This window comes from Peribacillus deserti (assembly GCF_002863585.1).
Classification (GTDB): Bacteria; Bacillota; Bacilli; order Bacillales; family DSM-1321; genus Paraperibacillus; species Paraperibacillus deserti_A.
This window is the reverse complement of sequence record NZ_PGUY01000048.1, coordinates 34,354-54,977: the sequence shown is the minus strand read 5'-3', so window position 1 is coordinate 54,977 and position 20,624 is coordinate 34,354. Positions and strand designations below refer to the sequence as shown.

The 20,624-nt window shown below is 42.4% G+C and carries 20 protein-coding genes; 16 read left to right on the top strand and 4 right to left on the bottom strand.

Going from position 1 to position 20,624, the window contains the following annotated elements:
* Positions 1–879: 879 nt before the first annotated feature.
* A complete protein-coding gene (locus CUU66_RS15845) occupies positions 880–1,278 on the bottom strand; it encodes a YkvA family protein (RefSeq protein WP_101643875.1) in 399 nt (132 codons plus the stop codon).
* Between the two features lie 218 nt (positions 1,279–1,496).
* On the opposite strand from CUU66_RS15845, the gene CUU66_RS15840 reads away from it, so the two are divergent.
* Positions 1,497–1,739 carry an aspartyl-phosphate phosphatase Spo0E family protein gene (locus CUU66_RS15840; RefSeq protein ID WP_101643871.1) on the top strand — a complete coding sequence of 81 codons (243 nt, stop codon included), beginning with the start codon at positions 1,497–1,499 and terminating at the stop codon, positions 1,737–1,739.
* Positions 1,740–1,875: 136 nt separating this feature from the next.
* On the opposite strand, the gene CUU66_RS15835 is transcribed toward CUU66_RS15840, so the two are convergent.
* Positions 1,876–2,604 carry a ZIP family metal transporter gene (locus CUU66_RS15835; RefSeq protein ID WP_101643869.1) on the bottom strand — a complete coding sequence of 243 codons (729 nt, stop codon included), beginning with the start codon at positions 2,602–2,604 and terminating at the stop codon, positions 1,876–1,878.
* A 288-nt stretch (positions 2,605–2,892) separates the two neighbouring features.
* On the opposite strand from CUU66_RS15835, the gene CUU66_RS15830 reads away from it, so the two are divergent.
* The 13 genes from CUU66_RS15830 (at position 2,893) to CUU66_RS15770 (ending at position 16,424) form a co-directional block, all read left to right on the top strand.
* Complete coding sequence (locus CUU66_RS15830; protein ID WP_101643866.1) at positions 2,893–3,342, top strand: Lrp/AsnC family transcriptional regulator; 450 nt, start codon at positions 2,893–2,895, stop codon at positions 3,340–3,342.
* Positions 3,343–3,792: 450 nt separating this feature from the next.
* On the top strand, positions 3,793–4,734 hold the full coding sequence (gene nikB, locus CUU66_RS15825; protein ID WP_101643864.1) for a nickel ABC transporter permease: 942 nt from the start codon (positions 3,793–3,795) through the stop codon (positions 4,732–4,734).
* A 92-nt stretch (positions 4,735–4,826) separates the two neighbouring features.
* Complete coding sequence (locus CUU66_RS15820) at positions 4,827–5,726, top strand: ABC transporter permease (RefSeq protein ID WP_101643862.1); 900 nt, start codon at positions 4,827–4,829, stop codon at positions 5,724–5,726.
* A gap of 18 nt (positions 5,727–5,744) precedes the next feature.
* On the top strand, positions 5,745–7,286 hold the full coding sequence (locus CUU66_RS15815; protein ID WP_101643860.1) for an ABC transporter substrate-binding protein: 1,542 nt from the start codon (positions 5,745–5,747) through the stop codon (positions 7,284–7,286).
* A 9-nt stretch (positions 7,287–7,295) separates the two neighbouring features.
* Entirely contained in the window at positions 7,296–8,303 is a 1,008-nt protein-coding gene (locus CUU66_RS15810; protein ID WP_101643939.1) for an ABC transporter ATP-binding protein, read from the top strand.
* Entirely contained in the window at positions 8,266–9,249 is a 984-nt protein-coding gene (locus CUU66_RS15805; RefSeq protein ID WP_101643859.1) for an ABC transporter ATP-binding protein, read from the top strand. The genes CUU66_RS15810 and CUU66_RS15805 overlap by 38 nt, the downstream gene beginning before the upstream one ends.
* Before the next feature lie 99 nt (positions 9,250–9,348).
* Positions 9,349–10,983 carry a gamma-glutamyltransferase gene (gene ggt / locus CUU66_RS15800; protein WP_374703005.1) on the top strand — a complete coding sequence of 545 codons (1,635 nt, stop codon included), beginning with the start codon at positions 9,349–9,351 and terminating at the stop codon, positions 10,981–10,983.
* Positions 10,984–11,020: 37 nt separating this feature from the next.
* The gene (locus CUU66_RS15795; protein ID WP_180955308.1) at positions 11,021–11,614 is read left to right on the top strand and encodes a chromate transporter; all 594 of its coding nucleotides are present in this window, start codon (positions 11,021–11,023) and stop codon (positions 11,612–11,614) included.
* A complete protein-coding gene (locus tag CUU66_RS15790) occupies positions 11,614–12,144 on the top strand; it encodes a chromate transporter (RefSeq protein ID WP_101643937.1) in 531 nt (176 codons plus the stop codon). Before CUU66_RS15795 ends, CUU66_RS15790 begins: the two co-directional genes overlap by 1 nt.
* 834 nt (positions 12,145–12,978) lie before the next feature.
* On the top strand, positions 12,979–13,794 hold the full coding sequence (locus tag CUU66_RS15785; RefSeq protein WP_101643853.1) for an electron transfer flavoprotein subunit beta/FixA family protein: 816 nt from the start codon (positions 12,979–12,981) through the stop codon (positions 13,792–13,794).
* Between the two features lie 35 nt (positions 13,795–13,829).
* Positions 13,830–14,852 (top strand): electron transfer flavoprotein subunit alpha/FixB family protein, encoded by a 1,023-nt coding sequence (locus tag CUU66_RS15780; RefSeq protein ID WP_101643851.1) that lies wholly within the window; start codon positions 13,830–13,832, stop codon positions 14,850–14,852.
* Positions 14,845–16,140, top strand: a complete 1,296-nt coding sequence (locus tag CUU66_RS15775; RefSeq protein ID WP_101643850.1) for an FAD-dependent oxidoreductase — start codon at positions 14,845–14,847, stop codon at positions 16,138–16,140. Before CUU66_RS15780 ends, CUU66_RS15775 begins: the two co-directional genes overlap by 8 nt.
* A 2-nt stretch (positions 16,141–16,142) precedes the next feature.
* Positions 16,143–16,424 carry a ferredoxin family protein gene (locus tag CUU66_RS15770; RefSeq protein ID WP_101643848.1) on the top strand — a complete coding sequence of 94 codons (282 nt, stop codon included), beginning with the start codon at positions 16,143–16,145 and terminating at the stop codon, positions 16,422–16,424.
* Between the two features lie 527 nt (positions 16,425–16,951).
* Here CUU66_RS15770 and CUU66_RS15765 read toward each other — a convergent pair.
* The gene (locus CUU66_RS15765; protein ID WP_101643846.1) at positions 16,952–17,296 is read right to left on the bottom strand and encodes a hypothetical protein; all 345 of its coding nucleotides are present in this window, start codon (positions 17,294–17,296) and stop codon (positions 16,952–16,954) included.
* A gap of 121 nt (positions 17,297–17,417) precedes the next feature.
* Positions 17,418–18,647 carry an MFS transporter gene (locus CUU66_RS15760; RefSeq protein ID WP_101643843.1) on the bottom strand — a complete coding sequence of 410 codons (1,230 nt, stop codon included), beginning with the start codon at positions 18,645–18,647 and terminating at the stop codon, positions 17,418–17,420.
* Positions 18,648–18,935: 288 nt separating this feature from the next.
* On the opposite strand from CUU66_RS15760, the gene CUU66_RS15755 reads away from it, so the two are divergent.
* Together CUU66_RS15755 and CUU66_RS15750 are read left to right on the top strand one after the other, a co-directional pair.
* Positions 18,936–19,346: a MarR family winged helix-turn-helix transcriptional regulator gene (locus tag CUU66_RS15755; RefSeq protein ID WP_180955312.1), complete on the top strand. Its 411-nt coding sequence runs from the start codon at positions 18,936–18,938 to the stop codon at positions 19,344–19,346.
* A 93-nt stretch (positions 19,347–19,439) separates the two neighbouring features.
* The gene (locus CUU66_RS15750) at positions 19,440–20,510 is read left to right on the top strand and encodes a hypothetical protein (protein WP_101643839.1); all 1,071 of its coding nucleotides are present in this window, start codon (positions 19,440–19,442) and stop codon (positions 20,508–20,510) included.
* Positions 20,511–20,624: the final 114 nt, after the last annotated feature.

The window sequence follows — 20,624 nt, the reverse complement described above, 5'->3', positions numbered from 1 at the left end:
GGGGAGGTTGTGGCCGTTTTTACAGGAAAACCGCTAGTTTTGGTGGCAAATCTATATATTGGTTACTTTTTTTATAAACTCAGCTCCTCAGCTCCTAGAAATATGACCAATTGGAAGAGGTTTTTACTAAATGTAAAGGAAGCAGCATCTTTCAGCATGGTTTATGCTTAACTATATGGGAAATATGCTTATGTTCGGAAAGTTTATGCTTATGTTTTTGGGTTTTATGCTTATGTTTTCAACATTTATGCTTATCTTTGTTTACCCAATGCTTATGTATCATTCTATATGCTTATTCAGATGGCCTTATGCTTAACGTGATGGCTTTATGCTTAGTCGAGAAGGCCTTATGCTTAACGTGATGGCTTTATGCTTAGTCGAGAAGGCCTTATGCTTAACGTGATGGCTTTATGCTAGTCGAGAAGGCCTTATGCTTAACGTGATGGCTTTATGCTTAGTCGAGAAGGTCTTATGCTTAACGTGATGGCTTTATGCTTATTCAGATGGTCTTATGCTTAACAAGAGGCTTTAAACATGTCAGAAAGACTGATGCTTATCGAGTCCCCCTTATGCTCATCCACCTGCCTTTAAGTTTCGTTCGATGTATACGCTGATGATCTGGAAGTGATACTCACCGAAAAAACGCCGTTTAAAGCGGAACAGTGAATACGGCCGCCTCGTCTTTATATACAGCCTAAAGGTATGGCGAGTACAGTCCATTTCTCTTAAGTGTGAGCAAAAAAAATAGGGTGCAGACCCGCTTGATGTGCCCGTACCCTTAATTTCCGCCGACCTTCTCCTTAATTCCGCTGTGCTACAAACAAATCCGCTGTAGAAGATTTAATTCCGCCGTCACTAACATTTTTTCCGCTATTAATTTTATTTATCCGCCATTTTCCAATCCTGGAATGTATGAATGTCATGGTCGACCTGGCTGAGAATGAATCCGAGTACCGCGGCGTCATCGAGAATGCCAAATCCCAGCAAAAAGTCAGGGACAAAATCAAGTGGGGATACAAAATAGATGACAGCAATTAGAATCATCAATAAAGAGCGATAAGGGATGTTTCGATACCTTCCGCCCGCCCAAGCCTTGATCATTTCAAACAGAAGCTGAAGCCTTGGCCAAATACCTTTTAAGGAATTCTCATTTTTCACCGCTTTTTTAGCGGCTTTGGAGATTAATCCTTTACTGCTCTTTTTATTATGGATATATCGCTCTGCGGCCGTACTGAACAAACGGCTTGCTATGGTGGTGAATAGCCATCTTCTTAGCATCTCTGCACCTCTTTTTTTCGTAGTTTACCACTGTAGAAAAATATCAAACACTGGCGGAAAGAGAGAGGGGCGAAATGTCGAAACTTCGGTGTAAGCATGGCCTTTTTTGCCATTATTTGGCTTGTTTTGTCTAGTATTGCGATACTATTTACATCCTCTTAATAAACTGTAATAATGCTATAGTATTATATTAAAAATTAGGAGGATGCAGGTTAATCATGAACTCTTATACGTTGCAAAAGATGCAGAATGATATCCAGCTGAAGAGAAGTGAGATGATGAAATCTGCAAGAGAGAACGGATTAACTCATGAACTAACAATCGAAAACAGCCAGGAATTAGATGAGCTGATCAATGAATATCTTTCTATGGAGCATATCGAGAAAAAAGAGGTAAGGCTGTCCATTCAGAATATGGTCGTAATCATTCCACAATGTTTTTCTAATATAAGAGTAATTTAAACAAGTGTATAAAAGAAAAACAATGTGGCTGGGAAGAAGTACCCGTCTACAGTCCTATGTTAAAAATAGCAATTCCATATAGATGACCGAACAAAAAAACCTTGCTGGTACAGCAAGGCTTTTTTTAGTAATTCCGTTATATATGAAGCAAAAGGAGCATAAACAAAATTCCTATGATGAACGCATAAGTCGAAGTGGTCTCGTTTCCATCCCCATGGCTCTCCGGAATCAATTCTTTATATATGATGAATAGCATGGCTCCTGATGCAAATGCCAATCCGTACGGTACCAGATTTTCAATAACCGAAGTAAGACTGTAGCCGATGAGCGAGGTAACAATTTCAATAGCACCTGTGAGGGTGGCAATAATAAAGGCTTTAAATCTGCCTATTTTTTGGTTAACGAGGAATAATGCCACCAGCAGGCCTTCCGGAGCATTCTGAAGCCCGATGGCTAGAGCAATCAGATTTCCAGTGCCCTCAATATTAGAAGCATAGCTGACGCCGACTGACAGTCCCTCAGGAATATTATGCAGTGTGATTGCTGAGATGATCAGCAGGGCTTTTTCGTCAAATTCTATTCCGCTTTTGGAGTGCTGAAGATCAATGTGTGGTATATTTTTCTCCAGAAGGGTCAATGTACCTACTCCCAATAACATACCTATTGATAAAGCTAATAGACCCCCGGATTCCATAGACTGCGGAATTAAGCCGAACATACAGGCAGCCATCATGATTCCTGCCGTTAAAGCCAGAATCACATCCCTCCATCTATGTGTAATCGAACCGGGCAGGAACAGAATTAAAAGGGCGCCAAGCCCTGTAGACATTGCTGATAACACACTTCCTAAAAGTACTTGAGTCATAGCCTTCTCCTTAAGTAATCAGTTTCGTGAATATGTAAATGACGTTAATTAGAACCTATTTTTATTAATTACTGTTATGATAATTTGGAATAACATAAAGCTATAAGTATTTTATCCTAATAACGGCTGAAGTGATAGTTTGAATTGATGGTAACACATTACCCTATTCTAAACGAGTTAGACGTGCTGCTGGAAAAATTTTAACAAAAGTACTTTTAATTTTATTGAATTTTCAAACAAGGTCTGATTAAAATAAGGATTACAATGAAAGTAATGTGTGGTGATAGAATGAAAATTGATGAAACGGACCGCAATATTCTCAGCCTGCTGACTAACAATGGGAGAATGTCATATGCGGATATCGGTAAAGAGCTGAACCTTTCCCGGGTGGCTGTACGTGAGCGGGTCCACCGGATGGAAGAGACGGGAGTAATAGAAAAATTCAGCGTAGTTATTAATTCAGAGGCAGTTGGACAAAAGGTCTCCGCCTTCTTTGAGGTCGATTGTGAACCCGCTTTTCTGGTTTCTGTTGCTGAAAGCCTGGCCAATAATCCAAGTGTAGCAAGCTGCTACCAGATGACTGGGCCAAGTACTTTACATATGCATGTTCTTGTTGAGGATTTTGCCTCTCTTGAAAAGTTTATCAATAACGAACTTTATGCTGTGGAAGGCATAAGCCGGGTGGAAAGCCAGATTATGCTGAGAAGATTCAAAAGCCGTACCGGATTAAAATTGTAAACTACATTAAAATTTAGGCATTAGGTTGATCTTATCTGCAGGTGCGGGATTGCTATTCGGGAAAAGCTGGCCAAGGGGAGAATCAGGCATGTAACAAACAAGGAGGCTGCCGGACCGCCAGCGGAATGGGAAATTCCTTCGCTGCATCATCAACATGACAAGTTTAATAGAGCTAAATTGAAAGAAACTCTGGAGTATTTAAATCCAGAGTTTTTTTTGATAGAAACTTTCTTTCTCATTATTGTAACCGGATACATATCTAAAATAGGTGTATTGTCCTATTGGTAATTTGTCAGAATATATATTAAAATCTAAAAATACTAACATTTAATTACGTTTGTAAGAAATTATTACAATTTTGATTTACAAACGGAAGTTAAAAGGAATTATTGAAGTTTTTTTGATACTAATGCCATTGGATTTATTTTTACTAGAAAAGGGGGAATAGAGTTGCTTGGGTTAATAATCAGGAGGATGCTCCAATTGGTACTGCTGCTGCTGGGAATCTCCTTTATCGTCTTTATGAGCATGCATATTGCACCAGGCGATCCAGCAAATATTATCGGAGGACCAACTGCTACAAAAGAAGACATAGCAGGAATAAGAGAAAGCCTTGGGCTGAATAAGCCTATCCTGGTCCAATATTTTGATTACGTAAAAGGAGTTTTCCAGGGAGATTTCGGCTTCTCGTTCCAAACAAAAGAGTCCGTTTCTGAGGCCTTGATGAGCAGGTTTCCAAATACATTAAACCTAGCAATTGCCAGTATCATCGTGGCAGTTATCATCGGTGTCGCAGCCGGAATCATATCCGCTCTCAAACATAATTCGTGGTTTGATGGCGCTGCTACAGTCATCTCCCTGGCTGGTATTTCTATACCAAATTTCTGGCTGGGAGCTATCCTTATCCTGATATTCGCTGTTAATCTGCAGTGGTTTCCAGTAGGGGGGCTGACAGAACCGTTTTGGACGCTGGAAGGCATGAAACAGCTTATATTGCCAGCAATCACTCTTGGGACAGGGTCGGCAGCTATGATTGCAAGAATGAGCCGATCCGCTATGCTCGAGGTCATCCGTGCTGACTATGTAAGAACGGCAAGGGCCAAAGGGGTAAAAGAAAAGTCAGTTATCCTCATTCATTGTCTGCGTAATGCCATGATACCAGTTATCACGGTTATAGGATTGAACTTTGGTTTCTTACTGGGGGGCACCATTATTACCGAACAGGTTTTTGCCATAAATGGTGTAGGCAGATTGATGATTGAGTCAATAGCAGCCAGGGATTTTCCAATGGTGCAGGGGGCTGTACTTCTTGTAGCCACACTGTTTGTTCTTGTCAATTTAGTAGTGGATCTTGTTTATGCCTTTATAGATCCGCGAATCAGCTTTGATTAAAGCAAAAAGGGAGGTTTTTTGTTCTATCTACACCCGAGACAGCACTTAAAGAAACAAATCTATCGAACTTAAGGAAAAAGGAGGAACGATCCATGTCAGCAGAAGCGGCAAGTAATGCTGTTACGGTCCTGCCGAAGAAAAAAAAGGACTTTGCCATCATTAGTACAGCGAAAAGACTGGTTAAGAATAAAGTGGCCGTTATTGGACTTATTATCATTTTTATTCAATTACTGCTTGCGATTTTCGCACCCTTATTTGCAACACATGATCCAGTAAAGCAGGATCTATCGATGGCTGAACTCGCCCCAATGACCGATGGACATTGGCTGGGAACTGATAACTATGGCCGGGACATGTGGAGCCGTCTGGTATATGGAGCAAGAATTTCATTGTTTGTAGGCATAGGGGCGGTTATATTAGGCCTCGCTGGTGGAATAACCTTGGGGCTTCTCTCAGGCTATTACCGCAAACTCGATGGAATTATTATGAGAATAGTAGATTTACTGTTTGCGTTTCCTGGTATCCTGCTTGCCATGCTTATTATCGCCATTTTAGGGACATCCCTCGCTAATGTCATCATTGCCATCAGTATTTGGTCGATCCCTACCTGCGCAAGGATTGTACGAGGAAGTGTTCTTTCCATTAAAAAGCAAGAATACATACTTGCCATGAAATCCCTTGGCGCAAGCGACATGAGAATCATGATTAAACATATACTTCCAAACTGTATGGCGCCGATCATTGTATTTGCAACAATGAGAATGGCCACTGCCATTCTCTCAACTGCATCGCTGAGCTTTTTAGGATTAGGTGCACAGCCGCCTACACCAGAGTGGGGAGCGATGATATCAGCCGGACAGGATTTCATGTGGACATCCCCTCATATGATCATTATTCCGGGTATCGCCATTATGTGTGTGGTATTTGCATTTAATGTCGTTGGGGACGCTCTTCGTGACGCATTGGATCCAGGCATGAATCTCGATAATTAAACCATAGGAGGAATAGAAATGAAGAATCGATCTTTAACTAAATGGCTGACACTTCTTTTAATTTTGACTTTTGCTTTAGCTGGGTGCAGCAGTAATTCTTCATCAGGTGGAAGCACTAAAGGTAATGCGGCTCAGGAAATCACTTATGCGACAACATCAAAGGTAGTTGGTTTATCCCCGATCTTAACAAATGATTCTGTATCTTCATCTGTTATAGAGCAGGTTTACGAAACACTTTTTTACCGCGACTCAAAAACAAATGAAATTAAAAGCCTTTTAGCGGAAAAAGCAGATAATCCTGATCCTAACACTTGGGTGATCACGCTAAAGAAAGGTATTAAATTTCAAGACGGCACAGAATTCAATGCAGATGCAGTAAAATATACATTCGATAAAATTAAAGATCCAAAGACAGCTGCACCGCGTGCATCTCTATTAGAGCCTATTAAATCCATTGAGGTACAGGACCCTCAGACAGTCATCTTAAAGACTGAAAAACCTTATGGTCCGATGCTTGCTGCATTGACTCACTCGAATGCAGCCATTGTAAGCCCGACAGCCGATAAAAAGCAGGATCTTATGAAAGATCCAGTTGGAACGGGACCATTCAAATTTAAAGCAAAAGAAAACGGTGAGGATATTGTACTAGAAGCTAATAAAGATTACTGGCAGGGAGCTCCAAAACTGAAAAAAGTAACATTTAAAGTGGTTCCTGAAATTACAACTGCTGTATCTATGCTTCAAACCGGCAAAGTTAATTTCCTTGATAATGTAACAGCTGAGCTTCTTCCGCGTGTAGAAAAACTAAAAAACGTAAACATCGAAAAGAAAGCAGGAACACCTGTATACTATCTGGCTTTTAATATGGAAAAAGAACCGATGAACAATCCGGAATTCCGTAAAGCAGTGGCGTATGCTCTTGATACAAAAGGATACGTAAATAAACTAAAAGGCCTTGGAGTTGAGTCAAGCTCGTTTATTGGTCCAGAATTATTTGGCTATGATAAGTCTTCAGAAGATAAGGCTGTCAAATATGATCCTGAAAAAGCAAAAGAAATTGTAAAAGCAAACGGTTTTGATAAGCAGCAGATTACACTTTTAGCAGCAAATACAGCAGGCTATATGAATATGGCTGAAGTGTTCCAGGCTCAGCTTTCAGAAGCTGGAATTAAAGTGAAGATCGAGACACTTGAATGGGGTACTTACCTGGAAGCTTCCCAAAATGGAAAATTTGATTTAACAGTTGCGGGCTGGTCTAACGTAACCGGTGATGGCAGTGAACTATTATTCCCAAGACTGCATTCCAAAAATGCCGGTTCAACGAACGTTGGCCGCTATAAGAACCCTGAACTTGATAAGCTGATTGAAGCATCCCGTTCTACAGTAGATCAAAACGAACGGAAAGAATTGTTAAAGCAGGCAAATGAACTTGTTCTTTCTGACCTTCCAGTTATCCCAATTTATCACGGAGTAGCTTCTATGGCTTCAGATAAGTCTGTAACTGGAATCAATCTTGAACCTACTGGCCAGTGGAGCTTATATAAAGCAGAAAGAAAGTAGGGATACATGATGGCCCAGACTATATTAGAGATAGATAATCTAATGACCAAATTTAAGACTGCGAACGGTGAAGTATCTGCCGTTCGCGGCATTTCTTTTTCATTAAAGAAGGGTGAAACACTTTGTGTCGTAGGTGAATCCGGATGCGGCAAAAGCATTACGGCACTTTCCATAATGGGGCTTCTTGCCGGTAATGCCAGATCAGAAGGATCGATAAACTTTGACGGGAAAAATCTCTTGCAGTTAAAAAATGATGAAATGAGAAAAATCCGCGGGAATGACATTTCAATGATTTTTCAGGAGCCTATGACGGCTTTAAACCCAACATTTACAGTTGGTTTTCAGCTGTGTGAACCTCTGATGATCCATCGGAAGCTTTCTAAAAAAGCAGCCATTCAAAAAGGAATTGATCTGTTGAAGCAGGTTGGGATCCCGCTGCCAGAAAAAAGAATGAAACAGTATCCTCACGAGCTTTCAGGCGGAATGCGCCAGCGGGTAATGATTGCCATTGCCCTTGCATGCAATCCACGGCTGCTGATTGCTGATGAACCGACTACAGCCTTAGATGTGACCATTCAGGCACAGATTCTTGACCTGCTGAATGATTTGAAAGACGAGTTCCAAACAAGCCTGATCATGATCACACATGATATGGGAGTAGTTGCCGAAGTGGCAGATCGAGTGATTGTCATGTATGCAGGAGAAATCATTGAAGAAGGAACAGTTGAAGAAATCTTCAACAACCCTCAGCATCCATATACAAAAGGTCTATTGTCATCCGTTCCTAATGTGGATGATCCGCATTTCAAGCTCAACCCTATTCCAGGCACTCTGCCCAACCTTAATGAGCAGATCAGCGGCTGCCGGTTTAATCCCCGCTGTCCGCACGCTATGGAAAAATGTCTGCAGCAATCACCGATCCGTACATCAAGGAACGAAAATCATGCAGTAAGATGCTGGCTCCAGGAGGTGGAACAGAATGAGTACCGTAACTACCAGCCGACAAGTGTTGTATAGCATAGAAAATGTAAAAAAACACTATCCCATCAAAGGCGGTATTTTTCAGACTGTAAAAAGTCATGTGAAAGCTGTTGATGGAATTACGCTCGACATTTTCCAAGGGGAAACTCTTGGAGTAGTCGGAGAATCCGGGTGTGGAAAATCCACTTTAGGAAGAACCATCCTTGGACTTGAAACGGCGACTGATGGGGTCATGAAGTTTAGAGGTGACGATCTTACGGGAAAAACCGCAAAGCAGCTCAAGCCGTACAAGCGGGAAATGCAGATGATTTTTCAGGATCCTTATGCATCCTTAAATCCGAAACAAAGAATCGGGGATGCCCTTGAAGAAGCATTAATCATTCATACGGATCTCGGGGCGGCTGAACGGCGGTCAAAAGTCGTACAGTTATTGAAGGAAGTTGGATTAAAGGAAGAGCATTATGACCGGTATCCGCATGAGTTTTCGGGCGGCCAGCGCCAAAGAATCGGAATTGCAAGGGCTATTTCCATAAATCCATCGTTTATTGTCTGCGATGAACCGGTATCAGCTTTGGATGTATCTGTTCAGGCCCAGGTTATTAAATTGCTGAAAGATCTGCAGCAGAAACATGGGCTTACCTATATGTTTGTTTCCCACGATTTGGGAGTTGTCCGTCACCTGTGTGACCGCGTGCTTGTCATGTACCTTGGGCAGATGGTAGAACTGGCCCCCGTTGAAAAGCTGTACGAAAACCCAACACATCCCTATACTGAGGCCCTGCTGTCTGCCATCCCCCGCCCAGTTGTTGGGAAGAAGCGTGAAAGAATCCGTCTGCAAGGCGATCTTCCAAGCCCGACCGACCCGCCGCCAGGCTGCGCCTTTCACACGAGGTGTCCACTGGCAACAGAACGCTGTAAAATGGAGCGTCCTGCCTGGAGGGAAATTGAAGACGGGCACTACATTGCATGTCACAATAAATGAAGAAATAATAAAGTCCCAGGCAGAAAGGCGGTTTATGAGTCTCTCTGCCGTACACTTTTACCTTGAATGTTTTTACCTCTTATACATAGGATTAACTAAATGACACAAAAGGAGAATATTATGCCGACCTACGAATCATTATCCTATCCTTATTCTTCTCAGCGGATGGAAACCATCGGCCGCCGGGGAATGGTAGCAACGAGCCAGCCCCTCGCTGCACAAGCAGGGCTGGATATCTTAAAAAAGGGTGGTAATGCAATTGACGCTGCGATTGCTACAGCAGCCTGTTTAACGGTTGTTGAGCCGACATCCAATGGAATTGGCGGAGATGCATTCGCCATTGTCTGGACAAAAGGTGAATTATATGGACTCAACGCAAGCGGTTCTGCACCGCAAACTATATCTGCTGAAGCAGTAAAGAATTTAGGACATGAACAGATGCCTAAGTTTGGATTAGTTCCGGTTACAGTTCCCGGAGCACCGGGTGCATGGGCAGCATTGTCCAAGCGGTTTGGAAAGCTTCCATTAAAAGAAGTACTTGAGCCTGCCATACAATACGCAGAAAACGGCTTTCCTATTTCCCCGGTTTTAGGGAAGTACTGGAAAAGGGCGTTCGAAATTTTTAAAGACAGATTTAAAGGAAAAGAGTATGAAAACTGGTTTAAAACTTTTACACCGGAAGGCCGAGCGCCTGAAATCGGAGAAATCTGGAAGTCTCCAGACCATGCCGCTTCGCTTCGTGAAATTGGTGAAACTAACGCGGAATCCTTCTATCGGGGTGATATAGCGGAAAAAATCGATGCCTTTTCAAGAGAGCATGGAGGCTTTATCAGAAAAGAAGATCTTGCAGGTTTTGAGCCTGAATGGGTAAATCCGATCGGCGTGAACTATCGTGGCTATGATGTCTGGGAAATTCCCCCGAACGGCCAAGGTCTCGTTGCCTTGATGGCTCTGAATGTATTAAAAGGATATGAGTTCTCAGAAAAAGACTCCGTGGATACTTATCATAAACAGATTGAAGCCATGAAGCTGGCATTCATCGACGGCAAGAAGTATATCACGCAGCAGGATAAAATGAGTGTTACGGTTGAACGGCTATTAAGTGAAGAATATGCCAAGCAACGGCGTAATCTTATTGGAGAAAAAGCATTGACTCCTGAGCCGGGTACACCTCCAAAAGGCGGGACGGTTTACTTATCAGCTGCAGATGAAGAAGGGAATATGATTTCATTCATTCAATCCAATTATATGGGGTTTGGGTCTGGGATCGTGATTCCCGGAACCGGTATAGCCCTGCAAAACCGCGGAGCAGACTTTTCGCTTGATCCAGAGCATGAAAACAGGATTGAACCAGGTAAAAAGACATATCATACAATTATACCTGGATTCCTGACAAAAGACGGTAAGCCTGTAGGGCCATTTGGGGTAATGGGCGGTTATATGCAGCCTCAGGGACATGTTCAGGTAATCATGAATACGATCGATTTTCAACTGAATCCTCAGGCTGCCCTTGATGCACCAAGATGGCAGTGGATAGAAGGAAAGACCATTGAAGTCGAACGTTCGCTTCCTCAGCACATTGTGGAGGCTCTGATCAGAAAAGGCCACGATATTAAGGTAGCAGCAGATACAGGCGGATTCGGCAGAGGACAGATTATTTGGAGGAATCCGGATAACGGAGTCCTTCACGGCGGGACGGAGCCGAGAACAGACGGATTTATTGCGGTATGGTAGACTCTTGGTATATGAACAACAAAGGATTTGATCAATCATGAAACATTGGCATATATTTTTAGCCTTTTTTAGAGTGGGCATGCTTGGTTACGGAGGCGGCCCCTCCTCCATCCCGCTGGTGCATAAAGAAGTAGTAGATAGATACAAGTGGATGAGTGAGGAAGAGTTCGGCGATGTGCTTGCCCTGGCAAATACTCTGCCTGGACCGATCGCAACCAAGATGGCTGGTTATATTGGATATAAGGTTGCTGGCTATGCAGGTCTGGTAAATGCTTTACTTGCCTCTATCATCCCGACTATATTCCTCATGATTCTGGTTTTGTCGTCCCTATCAGCATATAAAGACCAAGCCTGGGTTCTTGGAATGACAAAGGCAGTTGTGCCGGTAGTCGCGGTAATGCTTGCAGTTCTGGCCTGGCAGTTTTATAAAAATGGACAGAAGGGGCTCGGCTGGAAAGTGAACCTGGTACTTGTGGCGGCGAGCCTTGTGATCATGGAAGTTCTTGGACTTCATCCAGGAATCCTAATTGCCGGGCTCCTCGCATGGGCGCTGCTGTCACCCGTAAAGAAGGTAGAAAAAAATAAAACGGCTGAGGAAGTAGCTGCTGCTTCAGAAAGGAAGATGGTATGATTATACAGTGGAAAATCTTTTTAGCTTTTTTCATACCAGGAATCCTGGGCTATGGCGGCGGCCCCTCTTCTATCCCATTGATTGAAAATGAAGTGGTGGACCGGTATGGCTGGCTCACAACAAAGGAATTCAGTGAAGTACTCGCACTCGCAAACTCACTTCCCGGGCCTATTGCTACAAAAATGGCAGGCTATATCGGCTATCAAGAGGGCGGTTACCTGGGCGTGGCTGTAGGAGAATTCGCAACAGTTGCCCCCTCCTTGATCATGCTGATCGCTTTAATCAGCCTATTATATAAGTTCAAGGATTCACCAAAAGTAAAGAAATTAACATTATTTGTAAGGCCAGCTATCGCAGTAATGCTTGGCGTGATGACTTATCAGTTTCTAGAAGGCTCATATCTGGATATTGGTTTGTGGCAGACCCTGTTTCTTGGAGCCGCAAGCTTTCTATTAATGGAAAAGTTCAAAGTCCATCCAGCGTTTGTTATCATGGGGGCTTTAGGATATGGAGCCGTCTTTTTAGCTTGATCATAAGGAGGATGAAACTTGATGGTTTTGTCCTCTTTATTTGTTGTTTTTAAGCTGTCAAAATAGGTGTCTATAAACGATAATGGGATAGTACGGATAGCTGGTAATCCATAAAAAGCGGCAATCCCATAAAATCTTTAAATCCTCATATATTTTGGTTTCCCCCACATAAAAATCCGATTACCCTCATAAATACCGGTTTACCCCACATAAAAATCCGATTACCCCTCATAAATACCGGTTAACCCCACATAAAAATCCGATTACCCCTCATAAATACCGGTTTACCCCACATAAAAATCCGCTTACCCCTCATAAATTTCAATTTACCATCTTAATAGTCCGCTTACCCCTCATAATCAAACCGGATTCCGGGCCTTCAAAGCTAAATTATGATTGTTTCCGTGTAATGGATTAAATTCTAGGTCCGTTACAAAAAACTCATTTAAAAATGTCCATTTCTGTTTTTACCACAGTCCGGGTTAGTGTAATATTTTTATCCAATATTCCTCTTATACCATGCAAGTATTTGGTTATAGGCTTCAAATGTTCGTAGCCCTCATAAATTCCGTTTTACCCCTCATATAAATCAACTACTCCCTCATAATTTTAAATTCACCCTCTTAATTGTCCAATTACCACTCATAAAGGATGTTATATGATGCAAGTAATATTTAAACGGTAGTCAGCTGCCGGATGTACCTACCTTTGAAGTGTACTAGCCCTCGTACTTGTAGAAGGAATATAACATTTAGGCATGTCATATATAGAGAATAGAACAAGAGAAATAAACATGCTGTTTTTATTTCCATCAGTTAGGAGTGAAACTCATCCATGCATATTGTGGTTTGCGTGAAACAGGTTCCGGATACAAAAATCATAAAAATAAACCCTAAAACCAATACGTTAGACCGCCGCAGCGCCCCGGCGATCCTCAATCCTTATGATGCCCATGCCGTGCAGACAGCCGTATCGATCAAAGAAGCTGCGGGTGGAGAAATCTCTGTTCTTTCCATGGGTCCTCCCCAGGCAGTGGATATTATAAAAAAAAGCGTAGAAATTGGGGCGGATAGAGGCTATTTAATCACCGACCGGGCTTTCGCAGGGGCTGATACCCTCGCGACAAGCTACGCTCTTTCCAAGGCGCTGGACCGGATTTCCAAAGAAAAACCGATCGATTTAATCATTTGCGGGAAACACGCGATAGACGGAGACACAGGACAAGTAGGACCAGGCATTGCAAGGAGGCTGGATATCCCTCCTGTCACGAATGTAATAGAAGTAAGTGATATTAACAAGGATACGAGAAGAGTAAAAATTAAGAGGAAAATTATTAACGGATATGAATTGATCGAAACAGAGATGCCCTGCCTATTGACAGTGGAAAAGGAAATCAATGATATTGCGTATTCTCCTCTTCCAAATATGATAAAAGCAGCCAGGTATACACCGATCATCTGGGCTGTCAGTGACTTGGAAGATGTCGACAGAACACAGTTAGGTCTAAAAGGCTCTCCAACCATCGTTGGTAAAATGTTTACTCCGCCTAAACCTGAAGGGGGTCATATGCTGGATGGGAATGCAGATGATCAAGCCAAACAGATCATTGATATTCTTCTGCAAAATAAAGAGCTATTTTCCGTCAATTGAGTAACGGGAAAAGTCAGGAAGGACGTGGACCTTTAATGCTGGATAACCGGGGAGTATGGGTGTATGTTGAGCAAAATGAAGGTGTGATAGAAGGTGTTTCTTTAGAATTGCTGGGCGCTGGCAGAAAGCTTGCTGATAAGCTTGAAGTACCGCTGGCAGGCATACTCTTGGGGGACAATGTTCGGGAACTGGCAGAGGAAATTATTTTTTATGGTGCTGACGAAGTGTATGTAGTTGAGAGTCCTGTGTTAAAACAATATCGGACTGAATCATATATGAAGGGTGTCATTCTGCTGGCAGAGAAATATAAACCGGAAATCTTCTTATATGGAGCGACTCCGAATGGAAAAGACGTAGCAAGCGCAGTGGCAACCGATTTAAGTACCGGCTTGACCGCCGATACGACCATGCTTGATGTAGAGGTGGAAAAAAGGCTGCTTGAAGCAAGCAGGCCGGCTTTTGGCGGGAATATCATGGCAACCATTCTATGTAAGAAACACCGTCCTCAAATGGCGACGGTCCGTCCAAAAGTAATGAAAGCCCTCGAGCGGGATACAGCCAGAACAGGCAGAGTGATTGAAGAATCGTTAGAAATCCGTGAAGAAGATATGAGAACAAAGGTACTAGAAATTGTGAAAGACGTAACAAAAAAGAGTCTGGCGGATGCTCATATTATCGTCTGCGGCGGCAAAGGAATGGGAGATGAAAGGAACTTTGGGCTGATCCATGAGCTTGCAGGCCTGCTGGGGGCAGGGGTAGGTGGTACGAGGGATGTGGTGGAAGCAGGCTGGCTTAGCCATGATCATCAAATTGGCCAGACTGGAGAAACAGTGACTCCAAAAATTTATTTTGCCATAGGTATTTCCGGCGCAATTCAGCATCTAGTGGGGATGAAGAACTCTGAAATCATAATTGCAATCAATAAAGATCCCAACGCTCCGATTTTTGGTGTCAGCACATACGGTATTGTCGGGGATGCCCTTGAAGTCCTTCCGATTTTAATCAAGCAGTTTAAAGAGGCTTTTCATGAAAAAGGCGGTGAAGTGACTCATGCCTGAAAAATTTGATGTAATTGTGGTTGGTGCAGGCCCGGCAGGCACCTCTTGCGCATATACTTGTGCAAAGAACGGATTAAAAGTCCTGCAAATTGAAAGAGGAGAATATCCCGGCAGCAAGAATGTTATGGGCGGAGTGCTGTACCGAAAACAAATGGAGGAAGTCATCCCGGAATTTTGGAAGGAAGCACCCCTTGAGCGCCCGGTCATCGAACAGCGGATTTGGATGATGGATAAAGAATCGACGGTGACGTTTGGTTACAAAGGGCTGGAATGGGCGCAGGAACCTTATAATAATTTCACCGTATTAAGGGCGAAATTCGACCAATGGTTTGCAGGCAAAGGAGTAGAAGCCGGAGTCCTGCTCATAAATGAAACCGTTGCCAATGAATGTATTGTGGAAGATGGTAAGGTAGTTGGAATAAGAACGGACCGCCCTGACGGAGATGTATATGCAGACGTAACCGTCCTCGCTGATGGTGTAAACTCGCTGCTTGGAAAGCAATTAGGATTTCATAAAGAGTTCCGCCCCGATGAAGTGGCCTTAACGGTCATGGAAGTAATTAATCTTTCCAAAGATAAAATCAATGAGAGGTTCAATCTTTCTGAAAACCAGGGGTGCACAATCGAGATATTTGGCGACTCTACGAAAGGAAATTTAGGAACTGCTTTTATTTATACCAACAAAGAGAGTGTCAATATTGGAGTAGGAACTACTCTGTCGAGCATGATTAAAGCCAGGATGAAACCATATGATCTGCTGGATTATTTGAAGACACATCCAATGGTGAAGCCCTTGATTGAAGGAGGTGAAGCAGCAGAGTATCTGGCGCATTTAATTCCGGAAGGAGGATACCATTCAGTCCCAAAAGTCGCAGGAAATGGGGTGCTTGTGGTCGGCGATGCTGCACAGCTCGTTAATGCCATCCACAGGGAAGGCTCCAATATGGCGATGGCATCCGGTAAAATGGCGGCAGAAACGATTGTAGAAGCAAAGAAAAAGGGCGACTTCAGCCTCGATACGTTAAAGGAATATAAAGATAAGCTATACAATAGTTTTATCATAAAAGATTTGAAGAAATATAAAGATGCCACACATACGTTTGAAAATAATCCACAATTCCTGCGCGATTATGTTCCTATGCTAAATCGTGCTGCAAGCAAATTCTTCACAGTAGACGGAACCTCTAAAAAAGACAAACAAAAACAAATCATTAAAACGATGACCTCTGAACGAGGCACCATCAAACTCATCAAAGATGTATATAAAGCGTGGAAAGCGGTGAAATAACGATGACTGGCAGCATAGAAGAAAAACAGTATCTGGTTCGCTTCAAGGCCGACAAAAAATCACATCTGACCGTACTGGACCATGATGTTTGCTTAACACACTGCCCCGATAAATTATGTACACTCTTTTGCCCTGCAGAAGTATATAAGTGGGAAGAAATAAGGATGCAAGTAGGTTATGAAGGCTGCCACGAATGCGGCAGCTGCCGGATCGGATGCCCTTATCAAAATATCAAATGGGAATATCCTAAGGGTGGACACGGAATTGTCTTCAGGCTGGCATAAAAGCAATGAACCATTTGGTGGATTACCCGAAACGGCTGATTAGTCTTTGACTGATCGGCTTTTTTATATGTAAGTTATATTACGGGGAAGGGGCGCGCTCTGAAAACCTTATTACAAAGGTGATGGTTCAGCAGCTGGGAAGGGTGAGTTTGCGAACAAAATTGCGTTGCGGACAATACTTTCCGGTTTGCGGGCAAAAAGGAGAAATTAGGACAAGATTTTTAGTGCGAGCGAAAAAGGAGAAATGAGGGCAGCTTTTCGTTTATGCGGGCAATAAAGGAGAATGTAGGCAGGCTTTTGGTACATGCTGTAAGTAGGTTGTGCACACTCAATGCCAGTTTATAAAAACAGGCAACATTGCATAATAAAGCTACAGCTCAATCGGCTGATCATCCATCAAATGCAGCCAAAACATAAAAAAGTTCCTTTTCTATTTTTAGAAAGGAGCTGCTTTAAACATTATGTAGTTTTATTCACAAAGACTGGTAAAAAAGAGAAAGGTGAAGCCTGTTGCTTTCTCTGCTTTTTTAGCTGATTCTTTCTGTTAGCTGCCGTGATGTGATCATGTCATTTACTGCACTGTCCGCAAGACTTTTCGAATAGTCATAAGCCTGGTGGAAGGAGGAAAAGGATTCAGAAACGTAGTATGGTTTTTTATAAGTAAAGGAACCGCTTTCATTTGTGGGGAAGACTAATATATTCCAGTGGTAGAAATCAGATGAAGGTTCTTTGGGAAAACCCTGTAAAGCAATCAGCCAATGAGTAGATGTTATATCGTTCAGACTGTGGCAGGATGCTTTGTCTTTTTTACCCATGGGAAGAAGTGGTCTTTGATAAAATTCCCTGTAGCCATACCCAGGAAATAATGTCATGGTATTCACTCCTTTCAGATTAAATTTACTCTCAGTATATGTAGAATGGATAATAAAGAGAATGAATATTTCAAAAAATGTAAAAAAGGACTGGCTGCCCTTAGCAGTCAGTCCTTAGAGATTATACTTCCCTTTGTCCAATCCTCCAGTTCAAGTCAGATGGAAGGAAAAGGCCCAATAACCCAAGCAGGGGAAGCATTCCCACCAATTTGATTGTTAGCGGCATTCCGGCAGCATCTGCAAAGGAGCCGAGTGCGACTGAACCCATTGCCCCCATTCCAAACGCCAGCCCTACGGTCAGCCCTGCCATGGTCCCGACTTTACCAGGCACTAATTCCTGTGCATATACGACCATTACTGAAAAGCTTGCCATAAGGACAAAGCCGGTCAATAAGAGCATGACAAAGGCTAATGGTGCAGGAGCATAAGGAAGAAGAATGGTCAGCGGTGCGCTGCCGAGTATGGATGCCAGGATGACATTCCTTCTGCCGAACCGGTCAGCCAAAGGGCCGCCAAAAAATGTTCCAAGTGCTCCCGCAGCTAAAAAGGCAAAAATATAAATCTGGGATTCTCTTATGCTGAAACTATAATTATCAATCAGATAAAAGGCATAAAAATTGGTCATACAAGAGATATACCATGAACGGGCAAAAATTAAAAAGAGCAGTATTGCAAGTGCCATCCAAATTTTTTTCGTCAATGGTTTAGTTTCTGAAGAACTATGAATTTTCTTCTTGCGATTTAAGGACAGCTGGCTTGTATACCAGTTTGCTATATACGCAAGCATCAATACTGCTGTAAGGGCGACTGGAGCAAACCAGAGACCGCCGATCTGTCCCAGCGGCACCAGCACAAGAGCCGTAATCAGAGGAGCCAGCGCCTGTCCGGTATTGCCGCCTACCTGATAAATGGATTGAGCAAGGCCCCTTTTCGTTCCTGCAGCCATATAGGCTACCCTCGAACCTTCAGGATGGAAAATGGCTGAACCGATACCGATCAACATAACAGACAGGATTACCAGGGTGTAGCTTGGCACCAAGGCAAGAAGAATGATACCAATCAAAGTGCTTGTCAGTCCGATAGGGAGAGCAAATGGCATAGGCTTTTTATCTGTATACCAGCCGACAATGGGCTGCATAATGGAAGAAACCATATTAAGTGCGAAAGCTATGATTCCTAGCTGGGTGTAGCTTAATGACATGGATTTTTGCAGGATAGGGAACATAGCCGGTACAACAGCCTGCAGGGAATCATTTAATAAATGGCAAAGACCCAAGATAATGAGTATTTTATAAAGAGTTTGCGGCTGATTGGCTGGCTGGCGTTTAATATTTGCTGCGATGGTGTTCATAACTGTCTCCTTTTTAGGCGGCTTTGCCAAAGTGCTCAAAAGCCTGATTGTCGGAAGTATTTCTGGATAAACGAAATGAATAGTTCTGTATCAATAATCAATATTATATCGAAATATCCGAATTTTGAATATTTAATAAACCTAACTATTTTTAAAAAGTAATGGCCATTTGACAAACAGAGACAAGTTTTTTATAATAAGTCTTGAATTCGAGATAATCGAAATTTATTATATTTTTTGAAGGCGGTGAAATGCGTGAGTAAAGAAAGCATTCAGCAATCGCTAAAAATGTTTATTGTATTATCAAGGGCACATCGTGCTATAAATGATCATGTTAATAAATTCATTGCACAGCAGGGATTGAATCCGACTGAATTCGCTGTACTTGAGCTTCTATATCATAAAGGAGACCAGCCGCTTCAGCAAATTGGCGGGAAAATTCTGCTTGCAAGTGGAAGCATTACTTATGTGGTAGATAAATTGGAACAAAAAAACTATTTAGTCCGCGTTGCATGTAAGACGGACCGGCGTGTTACATATGCTCAAATCACGGAAGAAGGAAAACGTTTTATTGAATCTGTCTTTCCTGAACACGAGCAGGGGATCGATAAGTTAATGAATATTTTATCGGCTGAAGAGAAACAAACAGCGATCGAATTACTGAAAAAACTTGGAAAACATGCCGACAATCAAAAATAATAGGCTGAGCTGCCTCATGAAAGAATCATGAGGCTTTTTTTTTATGTGAAAATATTCCTAATTTTTATATAATGGAAGCAGGAGGTGTGAAATATGCTGGTTTCTTTACGGAAAAGCAGACAAAAGATCTTCTTGATTTTAATCATGGCTGTACTGGTGGCTAATATCGCCCTTTGGAAGACGGATGTTTATCAGCCGGTCCCAAAGCCCGCTGCGTTAAGCTCATTTTTTGACTTAATGATCACGATTCCACTCTTGATTTACTTCTGCTGGTTAAGGAAAAAGGCAGATATTAAGTACTTATTCGCTTTTGTATTCTTGGGATATTGCTCAGCCCTGCTAGTCATACCTCCAGAATACAGACAGAATCTTGGTTTTATTAAATGGATGGTTATTGGATCAGAAGCCATTTTTTTCAGCATGGAATTCTATCTGCTGGCAAGAATCCTGATAAGATTTCCAGAGTTTGGAAGAGTATGGCGAGCCGTACGATCTGAGGAACCTTCTTTTCTTATCGCTTTAAAGTCCTCTCTGACTAAAGTTTATTCAGACAGCAAGGCTGTTCATTTAATCAGCTTTGATCTTTCCATGTGGCACTATGCTTTCTTTTCGTGGACACAGAAAAAAAATCGGGCAGAAAACACAGGTTTTACCTATCATAAGAAGACGAGTTTCATAGCTTTACATATTATGCTCATCCATGCGATTCTGTTGGAGACAGCGGGCTTTCATTTCCTGCTTCATCAATGGAATGAAATTGCGGCATGGGTCGTTTTGGGTCTTAATGCCCTTTCTGTAGTGTTTCTGATCGCGCACATTCAGGCTGTAAGATCTTCTGCCATCTGGATCCGTGAAGAAAAAGTTGTTTTTCAGGTGGGAATGACTGGCCTTATTGAAATACCGGTGTCAGCCATTTCATCTTTCAGAAAATTTAATCCGGCCGACAAATATTCTAAGAAGGAAAAAAACATGATATTTGAAGCGTTTGTTCAGGATTTCATTCCTGAGCCGCCACAATTTGAATTGGTGTTGGACCGTGAATATACAGCATATACCGTGTTTGGATTAAGAAGAAAAGTCAACTCCATTCATATTAGAGTGGATGAGCCTCATGATTTTTCGCAAAAGATAAGCCAGTCATTCAGTAAACCTCCGGACGATTAATAAAATTAGGCTATTTTTATTAAAGATTGTTGTTTTTTACTAAGTTCTGTGAACCTATTCTATTGTTAAAAAGGTTGATTGGAACGTAAGGTGCGAGACTCCTCGATCCGGCTC